The sequence below is a fragment of the Nitrospirota bacterium genome, from assembly GCA_035516965.1.
In the GTDB taxonomy this organism is placed as follows: domain Bacteria; phylum Nitrospirota; class UBA9217; order UBA9217; family UBA9217; genus MHEA01.
In genome coordinates this window covers 20,169-34,779 of the sequence record DATIZR010000037.1, presented here as the reverse complement: position 1 = coordinate 34,779, position 14,611 = coordinate 20,169, and the positions used below count along the sequence as shown (strand labels likewise).

At 60.2% G+C, this 14,611-nt stretch carries 10 protein-coding genes; all 10 read right to left on the bottom strand.

Going from position 1 to position 14,611, the window contains the following annotated elements; translation table 11 throughout:
• Nucleotides 1–22: 22 nt before the first annotated feature.
• Nucleotides 23–832 (bottom strand): J domain-containing protein, encoded by an 810-nt coding sequence (locus tag VL197_04405; protein ID HUJ17214.1) that lies wholly within the window; start codon nt 830–832, stop codon nt 23–25.
• A 155-nt stretch (nt 833–987) separates the two neighbouring features.
• Entirely contained in the window at nt 988–2,202 is a 1,215-nt protein-coding gene (locus tag VL197_04400) for an adenylate/guanylate cyclase domain-containing protein (GenBank protein ID HUJ17213.1), read from the bottom strand.
• A 267-nt stretch (nt 2,203–2,469) separates the two neighbouring features.
• On the bottom strand, nt 2,470–6,411 hold the full coding sequence (gene purL, locus VL197_04395) for a phosphoribosylformylglycinamidine synthase (protein HUJ17212.1): 3,942 nt from the start codon (nt 6,409–6,411) through the stop codon (nt 2,470–2,472).
• Nucleotides 6,412–6,505: 94 nt separating this feature from the next.
• The gene (locus VL197_04390) at nt 6,506–6,904 is read right to left on the bottom strand and encodes a polymer-forming cytoskeletal protein (GenBank protein HUJ17211.1); all 399 of its coding nucleotides are present in this window, start codon (nt 6,902–6,904) and stop codon (nt 6,506–6,508) included.
• A 126-nt stretch (nt 6,905–7,030) separates the two neighbouring features.
• Complete coding sequence (locus VL197_04385; protein HUJ17210.1) at nt 7,031–7,879, bottom strand: ParB/RepB/Spo0J family partition protein; 849 nt, start codon at nt 7,877–7,879, stop codon at nt 7,031–7,033.
• Nucleotides 7,857–8,633, bottom strand: a complete 777-nt coding sequence (locus VL197_04380) for an AAA family ATPase (GenBank protein ID HUJ17209.1) — start codon at nt 8,631–8,633, stop codon at nt 7,857–7,859. Before VL197_04380 ends, VL197_04385 begins: the two co-directional genes overlap by 23 nt.
• Before the next feature lie 587 nt (nt 8,634–9,220).
• Nucleotides 9,221–10,285 (bottom strand): Clp1/GlmU family protein, encoded by a 1,065-nt coding sequence (locus VL197_04375; protein HUJ17208.1) that lies wholly within the window; start codon nt 10,283–10,285, stop codon nt 9,221–9,223.
• 132 nt (nt 10,286–10,417) lie between these two features.
• Nucleotides 10,418–11,062 carry a 16S rRNA (guanine(527)-N(7))-methyltransferase RsmG gene (gene rsmG / locus VL197_04370; GenBank protein ID HUJ17207.1) on the bottom strand — a complete coding sequence of 215 codons (645 nt, stop codon included), beginning with the start codon at nt 11,060–11,062 and terminating at the stop codon, nt 10,418–10,420.
• A 60-nt stretch (nt 11,063–11,122) separates the two neighbouring features.
• A complete protein-coding gene (mnmG, locus tag VL197_04365; GenBank protein HUJ17206.1) occupies nt 11,123–13,000 on the bottom strand; it encodes a tRNA uridine-5-carboxymethylaminomethyl(34) synthesis enzyme MnmG in 1,878 nt (625 codons plus the stop codon).
• Between the two features lie 197 nt (nt 13,001–13,197).
• The gene (gene mnmE, locus VL197_04360) at nt 13,198–14,568 is read right to left on the bottom strand and encodes a tRNA uridine-5-carboxymethylaminomethyl(34) synthesis GTPase MnmE (protein ID HUJ17205.1); all 1,371 of its coding nucleotides are present in this window, start codon (nt 14,566–14,568) and stop codon (nt 13,198–13,200) included.
• Nucleotides 14,569–14,611 lie beyond the last annotated feature (43 nt).

Sequence of the window (14,611 nt, the reverse complement as noted above, 5' to 3'; positions counted from 1 at the left end):
GGGAGAGGCCGGGGCAGCAGGATCAGGCGTATGCTTCTTCGTGTTGTCTTCGCTTCAGAGCAGCCGAACGCATTGCTGAGTTGTGCTGTTTGAGTTCGCGGACAAGGCGCTCGAGCTCGTCCTTCGCAAGGAGATTCTTCTGGACGAAATAGCCGCCCAGCAGTTTCTGCTGCGAGCGCTGATACAGGAGGATCGTGTTCACCTGGAACACCGTGAGCAGGCCGAGTTCGACCGCCTTTTCGCCGAAGAGCCGCGGTTTCCCGCATTGGCTGAAGATCCTGTTCAAGCCGTCCGAGTCGAGAAGACCCCACCGGACGGCAATATCGCCGAAGGAAGGCCGCTGCTTCCGCTGCCAGATCAGCGCATTGATCAGAGTTTCGAAGGTTATCTTTCCCCGGTAATAGAGGTATTGGCCGGTCTGCAGCGTGCAGTGGGGCATGCTTCCCCGGTAACGAGCGTCGTCGCCCTTGGCGCGCGGAGGCGCGTCGGATGCTGCAGTGCTGTGTGCGGCATCCTGTTTCCGGGGTCGCGGCTGATGCTGCCGCGCTGCGGCAGGAGCAGGCTTGTACGCGTCTTTTTCCCGCTGCTGGAAGAACAGGGTCAGGACATCGTAGGCCTGGAGAATGTCGCGGAACAGCGCGGTCTGTTTTTGCTGGATGGGGAGCGGATCGGAGGTAAAAAAATCAGGGTGGTTTTCCTTGACCTTTTTGCGGTAGGCTGACTTGACCCCGCTGGGCTGGAGGTAGGACAGGAAGTCCCTGCTGATATTGACATGGTCTCCGAAGAGCGTCTGGCAGGCCTGGACGACCTCGGTCTCGGTGATCACGTTCATTGAAACGAAATATATACAGAATGTTTTGGGATGTCAATATAAAAGGAGGGAAGCTGCGGCTGACGCGCCTGCTTTGGCAGGGTAGAAAGAGATTGGTCACGCGAGATTGTCAGTCAGGGAGAACGAAGTGAAACCCGGCAACCATGCTATCGGCGTCATTTTATCAGCAGATATGTATCCAGTTCACCCCTCCCCTTTATTTCAATCCTGCCCCGGTGTTCGAAGGAGAATTCGTCCTTGAGCAGTTGATAGGTCCGCTGAGAGACCTGGATCCTTCCGGGCAGCCCGTGGGACTCCATCCTCGAGGCGATATTGACCGTGTCCCCCCAGAGGTCGTAGATGAACTTCTTTTTACCGATCACTCCGGCAGTGACCTCTCCCGAGTTTATCCCGATCCGTATCGCGAGCTCGAGCCCGCATTCCCGGCTTATCCTGCCGGTCATCTCAAGCATCTCGGACGCCATGCGGATGAGCGCCGCTGCGTGATCGTCCCGAACCTGCGGGATCCCAGCGGCCGCCATGTAAGCGTCGCCGATGGTCTTGATCTTTTCCACGCAATATTTCTCCGCGAGCTCATCGTAGCATGAAAAATACCTGTTCAGGATAGCGACGAGTTCGTTCGGCCGGAACCTGGCCGCAAGAGCGGTGAATCCGGCTATATCGGCAAAGAGCACCGAGGCTTCCCGGTACGTCTCGGCGATCGCATCCGGTGAGGCCTTCAGGCGGAGCGCGATCGGCGCCGGAAGGATATTCAGAAGAAGCGATTCGGAGCGGCTGTGTTCGCGCTCGAGTGCGTTCTTCGCCCTGCGTATGTCCCAGTAGAGGATCAGCACGAGCGCGGATATCAGCAGCAGCGTTCCCGTTGTGGATGCCATGTGAATGAACGTGAGCGTTTCCCAGGACGGCTTCACGGCAAAGGGAGAATTAAAAGGTGCGTATTCCGTGAAAACGAACGCGAGCAGGTCCGCCGTGCCTATGGGGATGATGAAGGCAAGGTCTTCTTTCCGGGGGAAGGCTATGATGAGAAAAGGCATGATGCAGAACAGGTAATAGTGAATGCCCGATTCCTTGCCCAGGAAGAGGTTCGTGACGAGAAAGAGCTGCGCAATGAGGATGAAAAAGAACAGCACGATCGAAGCGTTCGTGGTCTTTCTGCTGATAAGAATGACAACAGCAGCCAGCGCGACGCACACGGGGATGTTGAACAGCAAGGGGCTCCACCATCGCTGGGATGAATAGAAGGCCGTGTACAGGAGCGTGAGGAACAGGGCCAGCATTGCCCCGGTCCCGACCAGCAGTTTCCTTCGCGCTTCTTCGTCCGGAAGCGGCCCGGTGCTCTTTTTACCGGTGTCAATCGGGCTGGTTCGCATGGTCACCTCGCTCGCGGTGTTTTCCACGACGAACAGGGTATCAAATAGGTGATGGTTTTACAAGGTAATTATCGGGAGGGAGGATAGCGGCAGATGGGGTTTTCATGTGCGAATAACGTATCGGCAAGTCATACCCGCAAACAAAGCTTGATTCTAGGCCGGAAAAAGGTTTTCGTTCCGGCTTCTCCGGGTTGGGGACTCTTGTCTGCGATCATCCGCGTTCATTGCTCGACTGAGCTCGTGACGGGGTCTGCCGCGCTGCTGTTTTTACCTGTTTGTCTCGCACCACTCCCGCGCGTTCTGGAACATCCGGAGCCAGGGTGAAGCGGTAAGGGCCTTCTTAAGGTGCTCCGGCATCCAGCCCCATTGCCAGGTCAGCACCGAGCGCTCGGGATGAGGCATCATGGCCAGATGGCGGCCGTCGGGCGAGCAGAGGCCCGCGATGCCCGCGGGCGAGCCGTTCGGGTTGAAGGGGTATTCCTCGGTTATGTTCGAATTGTCATCGACGTAGCGTACCGGCGCGAGACGGGCGTCGAAGTCCCTGAGCATCTTCTGGTCAGGGAAAAAGGCATGTCCCTCTCCGTGGGCCACCCAGATGCCGAGCACGGAGTTCTCCATACCCCTCAGCATGATCGAAGGGCCCTTCAGGATCTTCACGGTCGAGAACCGCGATTCGAACCTGCCTGACCGGTTGTGGATGAACCGGGGCTGGAGCTCGTCTGCAATCCCTCTCCACGGCACCCATCCGAGCAAAGCCATGAGCTGGCACCCGTTGCACACGCCGAGGCTGAAGGTGTCGGGACGGTGGTAGAACCGCTCGAACTGGTCCCAGACCGTCTTGTTGAACCGGATCGAGGCCGCCCAACCCTTTGCCGAGTCGATCACATCGGCATAGCTGAACCCGCCGACGAAAACGACCCCGCGGAACTGGTCTAGCGTAACGCGGCCTGCGAGCAGGTCGGTCACGGTCACGTCCCAGGGCTCGAAGCCGGCCATGGAAAAGGCCGAGACCATCTCGCGGTCGCCGTTGCTCCCCTCTTCGCGGATGACCGCGACCTTCGGTTTGGTGATGCTGCACAGGAGGTCGTCGGCCGTGGGAAAGGGGGTGAAGGGGATCACAAAGGACGGACCCTTGCGGTCGTATATGTTCTTCCGCTCTTCGCGGATGCTGTCGGGGTTTCTCTGCATCAAGTCGAGCTGGTGGCTCGTCTCCTCCCAGACATCGCGGAGTGTGCGCATGTCCTCGGAGAGGATTGGCGAACCGCTTGCAATCACCGTGATCGTTTTGTCGGCCGATGTCGTCCCGATCGCCCGGTACGGCGCTGCCGCGGCATCGAGGATCGCGAATATCCGCGACTCATCGGATGGTAAATACTCCATGACGAGGCCGAGCTCTTCGGCAAAGAGGGCGGCGATCGAGTCTTTTTGATTGCCGAGATCGACACTGATGCCGCAGTTCCCGGCGAAGGCCATCTCGAGCAGGGTCGTCGCAAGTCCGCCGTCGGACCGGTCATGGCCGGCGAGGATGAGCCGCTCATCAACCAGCTTCTGGACGGCATTGAAGGTTCTGGTCAGCAGAGCGGGATCGTCGAGGTCGGGCGATGTGTCCCCCACCTGGCCGAAGACCTGGGCCAGGGCCGAGCCGCCGAGACGGTTCTGCCCGTTCCCGAGGTCTATGAAGAGAAGCTTGCTCCTGCCGGGTGACTTCAGGTCCGGGGTCACCGTCTTGGTGATGTCGGGGCAGGTTACGTATGCGGAAATCACGAGCGTGCCGGGCGATTTCACGGTCTCGCTGGTCCCGTCGGGACGGGCGACCTTGGCGGCCATGGAAAGGCTGTCCTTGCCTCCGTCCACTGCCATGCCGAACTCGATCATCACGTCCCGCATGGCAACGGCGGCGTCATACAGACGGGACCCTTCGCCCGGGAGCTTCGGGGCCCACATCCAGTTGCCCGAGCAGCGGATGTCTCCGAGGCCGGAGACCTGCGCCCAGACGATGTTCGTCAGCGCTTCGCCCACGCTCATGCGCGCCATGGCGGCCGGATCGATCAGTTCCTTCACCGGCTGTTCACCGATCGAGATGGCTGCGCCGGTCAGGCCGAAGTGGGACTGGGCGATCACGGCAACGTCGGATACGGTCAGCTGGAGCGGCCCGGCGCACTGCTGGCGTGCGATCAGCCCCGTGACCGAGCGGTCGACCTTGTTCGTGAGAAAGCGCTTGGAGCCGACAGAGAGGAGGCGGAGCACGCGGTCGATAGCCTTCCGGACGGTCAGATCCTTTGGCAGGTCGAGCGGCATGAGCGTTGTTTTCTTCCGGTCGAGCGTGAATACCTTCTGAGGCATGTCGCCGAGCACCTTGGCGAGCTCGAGCTCCTCGGGCGTTGAACCGTCCAGCGAGTCATACAGCACGATGAAGCCGTCGCCGGTGATCGTGCCGATGACCGCGACGGGCACTTTTTCACGCTCACAGAGCGAGCGGAAAAGCGCCTCCTGTTCCGGCTTGAGCAGGAGTGCGTTCTGCTCCTGGTACTCGGCGCCCCAGATCTCGAGGACCGAGAGGGTGGCGTCCCCCACCTGGATCTTCCGGATCTCTATCTTTGCGCCGGCGGGATGCACGATCTCCTTCACGACGTTGCAGTTGCCTCCCGCGCCCTGGTCGTGAATGCTTTGGATCGGGTTCTGATCCCCCAGCTCCACGCAGGCGCGGATCACGCGGTTCAGCTTCTGCTCCATCTCGGCGTCGCCGCGCTGCACGGCGTTGAAGTCGAGCTCGGCGATGTTCTCGCCCTGGATCATGGACGAGGCGGCGCCGCCGCCCATACCGATGCGGTATGCCGGTCCGCCCACCTTGATCACGAGCATGCCCCTCTTCGCCGCGGTCTTTTCCGTGTGGCGGGCGTCCATCTGCCCGATGCCGCCGGAGAACATGATGGGCTTGATCCACTCCCGGCGCTCGCCATCGGGCGTCCTGAGGCCGAAGGAACGGGTAAAGCCCTGGATCACCGGCTCGCCGAACTTGTTGCCGTAATCGGACGCACCGTTGCTGGCCTCGATCTCGATCCGGAGCGGAGAGGCAAGATTATTCGGATATGTATATGAGGCGTCTTCCCAGGGAAGGTCGTACCCGGGGATCCTGAGGTTGCCCACGCAGTAGGCCGCGGTGCCTGCCACGACGAGGCCGCCCGTGCCGGTCGCCTGTACGTCGCGGATGCGGCCGCCCGTGCCGGTTTCGGCTCCGGGGAAGGGGGCCACGCCCGAGGGGAAGTTGTGCGTCTCGGCCGTGAAGATAATGTGGTATTTTCTGCGCGCCGCCTGGAAGGCGGACGGCTTGCCGACGACGCCCGGGATGAGCGTGGTGACGTCGTACCCGGTGATCGCGCTCGAGTTGTCGCTGAAGGCGATGACGCTGTTGTTCCTGTTCGCCTCCCAGGTGGCCCTCACCACCTTCATCAGCGTGTCGGGAGCCTCCCTGCCGTCCACGATCAGCTTGCCGCGGAAGAACCAGTGGCGCGAGTGTTCGCTGTTCGACTGGGAGAGGTCGAAGCACTCGACGTTCGTGGGATTGCGCCCGATGTCCTTCACGAAGAGGCCGGTATAGTAATCGAGGTCCCATTCGTCCAGCCCGAGGCCCATCTCGCGGTTGATCTTTTCGAGCGCCGCCCTCCCCTCCTCCATCAAGGGAATGATCCGCACGGGTTCGGGTTTGACGCCGGTCTCGAAGGTCCTGAGCGGTTCCGGATAGGGACACTCCGTCATCCGGTCATGCACGAGGGAGAGAAACTCTGTTTCCTGGCCTCGCGACAGGGCGGCCTGGGGCGCGAGCTCCAGCCGGTACCGGCGCGACCGTTCGACGCGGGAGATCTTCCTCAGGCCGCAGGCGTGGCAGACCGAGACCGCATTCGTGGACCAGGCCGTGGTAAAGTTCATGCGGGGGCCGACCTCTAAAACGACGTGAGGCTTGAGGGGTGACGCATCGGCCGAGAGGAACGATTTGTCGGAGAACTGCCGGGGTTCGAAGGTCTCTGCGAGGAGCCAGCGGAGCAGGAGCATTTCATCGGCGCCCAACGGGCCGTCCGAGGCGATGTTGAAGCAGTACTCCGTCGCGATGCCGTGGATCGCCGGGGACACTGCCTGTCGGGCCGAGGTGAGCAGGCCGGCGGTCTGGTAGACGGAGAGCGCCGGCGTGCGGTATCGATGAAAGAGGATCATAATCAGCTCGTTCTGTTCGGGCTTGCCACGAAGACACGAAGGAATATGGGTCGCCTGTTCGAATCGAAAGCAGGCGTCCGTACAGTATCAGGCTTTACGACCGTTCGACCAGCGACACGACCTTCTGGTCAGTGGCCTTCTTCTCACCGGCCATCTCGCACTTGCCGTCGAAGGTCACGCCTTCTTCGATGATGAGCTTTGGCGTTTTGATGTTGCCTTGGATGTTGCCTGGGGCAATGACATGCACTTTCTGGCTAGCGGTGATGTTGCCGACGACCGTCCCGCTCGTAATGATTGTTCCCACCGAGATCTCGCCCTGGAGAAACGCGCCGTCGCCGGCGATCAGCGTGTCCTTGGACACTACTTCTCCATCGACCTTGCCGTCGACCCGGATGGTGCCCTCGAAGCTGAGCACGCCCTTGAACTCCGTTCCCTTTCCGAGGAACGCGGTGATCTCCGCCTGCTCCGGTGAACCTGAACCCTTCTTCAACATGAAAGAATCCTCCTCAAACCGATTTAAGAAGCTTTGCCACAGGGTCAACTGGGATGATGTGACAGACGATGGCCGGCTCCGAGCTCCGCGATCTCTGCGTCCCCTGCGGTGGAATCCCCCTCACCGTTACCCGATCTTTTCCACGATCCTCTCCAGCTCGTCATTGGAATAGTATTCGATCACGATCCTGCCGCCTTTTGCTTTCGCCGCGATGGTCACCTTGGTGCCGAGCGACTTCCTGAGCTTTTCCTCGACTGACTTCAGCTCATGGCTCTGGCGCGCCTTTTTTTCCTTCGGGGGGCTCTTGAGCCGCGAGGCGAGCGCCTCGGCCTCGCGGACGGACAACCCCTTCTTGGTGATCATCTGGGCCGCCAGCACCTGGTCGCGGACCCGCTCGAGGGACAGGATGGCCTTCGCATGGCCCATGCTGAGTGCACCCGTTGCCAGATCCTGTTTCACTTCCCTGGGCAGGCCGAGGAGGCGGAGGAAATTCGTGATTGTTGATCGCTCCTTGCCGACGCGCTTCGCCAGGTCTTCCTGCGTCAGCTTGAATTCGTCCTGGAGACGTTTGTACGCCTCGGCGGCCTCGAGAGCGTTCAGGTCCTCGCGCTGGATGTTCTCGATCAGCGCCATCTCGAGCAGCTCGCGCTTGGTCGCTTCCTTCACGAGCGCCGGAACGGTTTTGAGCCCCGCCAGGCGCGCCGCTCGCCACCGCCGCTCGCCCGCAATCAGCTGGTAGCTGCCGCCCGCGGTCCGGTGGACGATGACGGGCTGGATCACGCCCTGCTCCCTGATGGACGCAGCGAGCTCATTCAGCTTCCCGTCGTCGAAGGTCTTCCTCGGCTGGTACTCGTTCGGAATGATCTTGTCGAGCGCGATCTCGGAAATGCCGAGGGCCTTCCGCTCCTTGTCGTCGAGCGAGGAAAGGTCCGGGATGAGCGCGCCGAGCCCTTTACCGAGCGCCTGCTTTTGCATTGGTCAAAACCTCCTTGGCCAGCTCCAGGTAGCTCTGGGCTCCGCGGGAACGGATATCGTACAGCAGCACCGGTTTGCCGTGGCTGGGAGCCTCGCTCAGGGCCACGTTCCGGTGGATGACCGTGCTGAACACCTTGTTGCCGAAATGCTTCCTGACCTCCTGGGCAACCTGTTCGGCCAGATTATTCCTGCTGTCGTACATGGTAAGCAGCACGCCCTCGATGGCAAGGTCGGGATTCAGGTCATGCCTGATCAGTTTGATCGTATTCATGAGCGCCGACAGGCCCTCGAGCGCATAGTACTCCGTCTGGACCGGGATGAGAACGCTGTCGGCTGCGGTCAGCGCGTTGATCGTGAGCAGTCCCAGCGAGGGCGGGCAGTCGATGAGGATATAGTCGTAGTCGTTTCTGATCGGCGCGAGCGCCCTCTTGAGCACCCGCTCCCGAGAGATCATCTGGATGAGCTCTACCTCGACGCCGACCAGGTCGATCTTCGCCGGGACCACGTCGAGCCAGGGGAAATGCGTTGATTTTTTGATCTCCGGAAGGGGCTTTTTCCCAGTGAACAGGTCATAGGTGCTGCCGGTTATTTCGTTCCGGTCGATCCCCATGCCGCTCGTCGAGTTGCCCTGGGGGTCGGAGTCGACCAGCAGAACCTTCTTTTCCGCTGCGGCAAGGGACGCGGCGATGTTCACCGTGGTCGTTGTCTTGCCCACGCCGCCCTTCTGATTGGCAATCGCGATGACCCTGCCCATACCCGCCTCCAGCGTCTGATCAAAAACCCTGTAACTTTACCATAGGATAGTAATAAAAGGAAGAAAAAACTTAGCTTATTGCAGGGAACAGACCGTCTCATGAAGCTCCGGGAATCTGTGTCGGGTCGATCTTCTACCCGCAGTTCGGTGAACTCGTCCAGAACCAGGTACCTGTCATTCTGAGCGCAATGAAGAATCGATCCCGTCCAACGACGTGAGATCCTTCACCTCGCTCTGGATGTCGGCTTTGCATTCGCTTATCAGCAGACTGCTCAGGGAAGGAAGCGCCTGTTCCGGGTGCCCGATGTTCCACGTGGAACAGTCCCCGGACGAGCTGCGACTCCGTTGCTCATTTGCCCTTCGGGGGCGCTTCTGAAGAGGCCGTGACGGATGGCTGGCTTCCCGGGGGGGGGGGGTGGATCAGGGGTGTGATGCCAGGATCGCACTCGTGAAGACACACCTATAGAGAGCGACTCTGCCGCCTCGGCCCTCCTAGTCGATAGCAGCAACGAGGCTGCGGGGTGTAACGCGTCCAGGGCAGACAAGAAGACGCCCTTCGGGCTGGTGTTCCACGTGGAACATCTCTCTTACCATTGCCCCAACTCACCGCCGGCCGGGCTGACCCTGAGGGACCCGAGCGAGATCGAACGGACGGCTGCGATATCCCGGAGCGGCGTGATGACCCGCATGGTCAGCTCTTTCAGGTCAAGTTCCCGGATGATGCCGAGCGCCAGGCAGAGGTTCCGGTCATTATTCAGACCGATGAGCAGGTGGTCGATCTCCGAGCGCTTCAGGATCATGACCTCCCTCACATGATACTGCTCTTTCGCCGTGTAGAGCTCGTCGCCGGCATAGTCCCCTTCCATGATAAGAAAGAGCCGGTCGGCGGACAGCTCGGCATGTACCACGATCCCCTGGAGGATGTTCGACAGCCGGTTCACGTCCCGGAATCCGAGTCGCTCGCCGGTTCCGAGCCCGGGACCATGGATGCCGACATCAGGCAGTGTTATATCCTGGTAATCGGCCCCTCGGAAGTATTCCTTGAAGCGCTGCTCCCGCATGGCAAGCCGGGACTCCCGGGTGGATACCTTGGCCTCCGGCGAGACGGGGAGTCGCTGGATCAGGAGGCCCGCACGGTGCGCATGGGGGGCCAGCAGGTGTTCGACCTCGTTACTGTTCTGGAGAGCAACGACATAGTGAGGCGAAATCATCTCGATCTCGTGGAACTTGAGCTCCCGTGCAGCTCCGCCGTTCACCAGGCCGCAGGTGTTTATCAGGACAAGGCCGGGATGCACGGTCTGGGCGAGCGTGTGCAGTTTCTGGAGGCCGGAGATCATCTCGAGCAGATGGCCAATAGGCGAAGTGTTCCCTACGAAGCTCAGGTATTGGGGGCTCCTTCGCTTGACCAGATCAGCTGCCGCGGAAAAGGACGTCAGGGACAGGGCAGCCGGCGGTCCGACGTAAGGCTGGCCGGGATCCGCATCGATCCAGGACACGCTTTTGCTGCTGCGGCAGGAAAGACTCGCGAGGTACTGGCAGAAGGTCGTTTTACCGGAGCCGGGAGCCCCGATGACCATAACAGGTCCGCCCTGTGCGACGATCTCTTCTGCCGCCGCCCGCCATTCAATCGGTATCTTGGGTGAAGTCGTCAAAATCCAACCCTAATTAAGTAGCACCTGCAAGCGAATTATTCATAAAAAAAGAGAATGAACAGGGACAAGGAATCATAAACCGCATTCGCTTCTCCCGAAGAATTCTGGTGGTTTGTCTGACCGTGACGAAAGCTATGCCGATTTCTTAAACACCCAGATCGCGCGGTCATAATCCGAGTGCGGAAGCCTCAGGCTGATCCTGTTCTCCAGAAAGACACCGGCCCTGACCAGGTCCTGCTCGCCGATGGTCTCGCCGGGCCCCCTGCTCAGTACCATGAGGCCGCCGGTCTTCAGGAACCGGACGCCCGCAGCAAGGGCCGAGCCCATGTCCGCAAAGGCCCTGGCCGTGACCAGGTCACACGTATTTTCATAGTCCGCCGGCACTTCCCCTATCCTCACGTCCAGGACCTCCGCCCCGTCCAGGGGCAGCGTCCGCAGGATATGCCTGAGGAACGCGGCTTTTTTCTTCACCGACTCCACGAGCGTTATCGAGATCTCCGGGCAGGCGACCTTGATCGGAACCGCAGGGAACCCTGCGCCCGACCCCATGTCCAGAAGGTTTAGCCCCGATGCCGGCAAGAACCCCCTGAGGTAGGCCAGCGAATCAAGAAGATGCTTGATCACCACGCCCCGCTCCGAGGTGATGGAGGTGAGGTTGATCTTCCGGTTCCATTTTTTCAGCTCGGCAAGATACACGAAGAGGGTGTTCACCTGCTCAATGCTCAAGGGGATGCCGAGTTCTGCTGTCCCGCTGTTCAATAATTCCCGTGGTGTCACTCTGTCTCCAGGATTCAGGTACCGGCAGTAAGCCGTATCATGCCGGACGACGCGCGGTAGTTACACCCTTCCCCGTTTCCGTTTTTCAAGCGCAACCATGAGCAGCGAGATGGCAGCGGGCGTGACGCCGGAGATGCGCGAGGCCTGGCCGAGCGACACGGGCCGGACCTGCTTCAGCTTCTGCCTCACCTCGGCGCCGAGCCCGGTCACGGCATCGTATTCCAGGTCATCGGGAATGAACTTCTGTTCCAGCGAGGAGAAGCGTTCCACCTGCTGGAGCTGGCGCTGGATGTAGCCCTCGTACTTCACCTGGATCTCGACCTGCTCCGACGCGCCGGTTGGAAGAGGATCGGGAGCAGGGTTGATCGCTACGATGTCCCGATACGACAGCTCAGGCCGTTTCAAGAGCTGGTCGAGAGACGCCTCGCCTGCGATTTCCGGCGTCCCCTTTTTCCCCAGAATCGCGTTGATTCCAGGCGCTGCCTTGACCCAGGTCTTTTTGAGCCTCGAAATCTCGCGTTCAACGGCATCCCGCTTGTCCTGAAAAAGCCGGAGTTGCTCCTGCGAGACCAGGCCGAGATCATGCCCCTTCTGCCGGAGCCGCATGTCCGCGTTGTCCTCGCGGAGTATGAGCCGGTACTCGGCGCGGGAGGTGAACATCCGGTATGGCTCGAGGGTGCCGCGGGTCACCAGGTCATCGATCAGGACGCCGACGTATGCTTCCGAGCGCGCGAGCACGAGGGGCTTACGCTTCCCGAGCTTGAGTGCTGCGTTGATGCCCGCCATCAGGCCCTGGGCCGCCGCCTCTTCGTAGCCCGAGGTCCCGTTGATCTGGCCGGCAAAGTACAACCCCGCTATTCGCTTCGTCTCCAGAGTGTGCGTGATCTGAGTCGGCGGTGCAAAGTCGTATTCAATGGCATAGGCAGGCCGCATGATCTCCACTTCTTCGAGGCCCGGAATGGAGCGGTAAATCTGGATCTGCACATCATAGGGAAGGCTCGTGGATACTCCGTTGGCATAGTATTCTTCAGTATCCAACCCTTCCGGCTCGAGGAATACCTGGTGCCGCTCCCTATCGGAAAACCTCATGACCTTGTCCTCAATGGAAGGACAATATCTAGGCCCGGTGCCTTTTATGACGCCGGCATAAAGTGGGGAGCGATCAAGATTATTCTTGATGATTTCATGCGTTAAAGTGTTTGTATATGTTAGATAACAGGGCAATTGTGGGAGAGTATGCACATTTTCAGAAATGGAAAAGAAAGGCGCCGGATCATCCCCATATTGAGGTTTCATCCGCGAAAAATCGATGGTTCTCCCGTTCAGTCTCGCAGGCGTGCCCGTCTTGAGCCTGCCGATCTCAAAGCCGAGCTCCCTGAGGCTGTCCGACAGGCCCACAGAAGGAAACTCCCCTGCCCTGCCTGAGGGATAGTTCACGAGCCCGATATGGATGAGACCTTTCAGGAACGTACCGGTCGTGATGATCACGGCGGAGGACGCATATTGCATGCCGATGTTCGTTTCCACGCCGATTACCTTCTTTCCCTCGACAAGCACCCGTTCAACCAGTCCCTGCTTCACATCCAGAAGAGGCTGTTTCTCCACGACCTCCTTCAGAGCGAGGCGGTATCGCTGCTTGTCGGCCTGGGCGCGCGTCCCCCGCACCGCAGGACCTTTGCTCCGGTTCAGTATCCTGAACTGGATGCCGGTGCGGTCGATGACCTTCGCCATCTCGCCGCCGAGGGCATCGATCTCCTTTACGAGATGACCCTTGGCCAGACCGCCGATGGCCGGGTTGCAGGACATGAGCGCGATGCTGTCCAGGTTCATGGTGAGCATGAGCGTGGAACAGCCCATGCGCGCCGAAACGAGAGCGGCCTCGCATCCGGCATGGCCGGCGCCGACTACGATGACGTCGTATCTCTGGTTAAAGGACATTACGAGACCCCAAACGTATTCACCGCAGGGCGGTGGCGCGGAGGAGGGCCGAATGAATAAGAGAAACACCAACAGGAAAGGCCTTGCAGCGGTGTCTCGTGACTGCTTCTGATCCTGATATCTGCTCCTCGATCATGCTTTCACCGCTCTCCTTTCGTCCCCTGCGCCTTTACGGGAAACTATTCGTATTAACATTATTACTTCCCGATGCAGAAATCATTGAATATCCGCTGCAGAATGTCCTCGGTATAGACTGCGCCGATGACAATCTCCAGCTGGTCGAGCGCCGCGCGGAGGTCCAGGGCGAGGAATTCGGGCGAAAGACCGGCCGCAATCGACTCCTGAACCTTCTGCAGGCTCTCCCGCGATTGCTCAAGGGCCGTCTTGTGCCGCTGGTTCACTGCCCATGCGTGTTCACCCCGGATCGCTATGGTCCCGGAGCGAACGATCTGCGAGATGGCGTTTCGAAGCTCGTCAAGCCCTGCCCCGGTGTGGCACGATACCAGGACCTCATGGTCCGAACGCTCCAGCGGTTCGAGCTTCCTGGGCAGATCGGCCTTGTTGATCACTGCCAGGCCAGCCTTGCCCTGCACGCTTTTGAGCACCCGCCGATCCTCATCGGTCATAGCCTGAGAACCGTCGAGGACGACCAAAACCATGTCAGCGTACTCGATGGCCGCGAGGCTTCGGCGGACGCCCTCCTGTTCGACTACGTCCCGGGAATGCCGGATTCCCGCCGTGTCCAGGATCCTGAGCGGCACCCCTGCTATGTTCAGATACTCTTCGAGAATATCCCGCGTGGTCCCGGGAACTTCGGTCACGATGGCCCGGTCTTGCCTGAGCAGCGCGTTCAACAGAGATGACTTTCCGACATTCGGCCTGCCAACGATCGCCGTTGCGAAGCCTTCACGAAGAACCCTTCCGTTGGTAACGGTCGCCAGCATCCTGTCAATGTCCCCGATAACTCCTGCAACATCCTCGGCAATTGGCTGGCCGGCATCCGTTTCGATGTCCTCCTCGGGAAAGTCAACCGCCGCCTCGACGATCGCCGTTATCGAGATCAGCCTGTTCCGGATCGCGCTGATTTCTCTCGACAGGCCGCCCAGCAGCAGCTCCTTTGCCGCCCTATGGGCCAAGTCGGTCTTTGCCCTGATGACGTCCATCACCGCTTCAGCCTGGCTTAGGTCGATCCTGCCGTTCAGAAAGGCACGCTTCGTGAATTCGCCGGGCTCCGCCTGCCGCGCTCCAGCGGCGATCAGCAGAGTCAGCGTCCGCGAGAGCGGAACCATGCCGCCGTGGCAGTTGATTTCTACCACGTCCTCCCGGGTATAGGTTGCCGGGGCGTGCATGACGCTGACCAGCGCCTCATCGACCACCTCGCCGCCGGGGGCCGCGATCAGGCCGTAATGAATGGTGTGCGATAGCTCGCCGAATTGCCGGGCGCCGTTTCTCGGCCTGAACACGGCCGATGCGATCGGGATCGCATCAGTGCCGCTGATGCGGATGATGCCGATGCCTCCCTCTCCGGGAGCGGTCGAAACAGCGCAGATGGTATCTGTTTCCTGCATGGAGCGTATATTACCATAATGCAGAATGGCTAAGAAGCCCTTT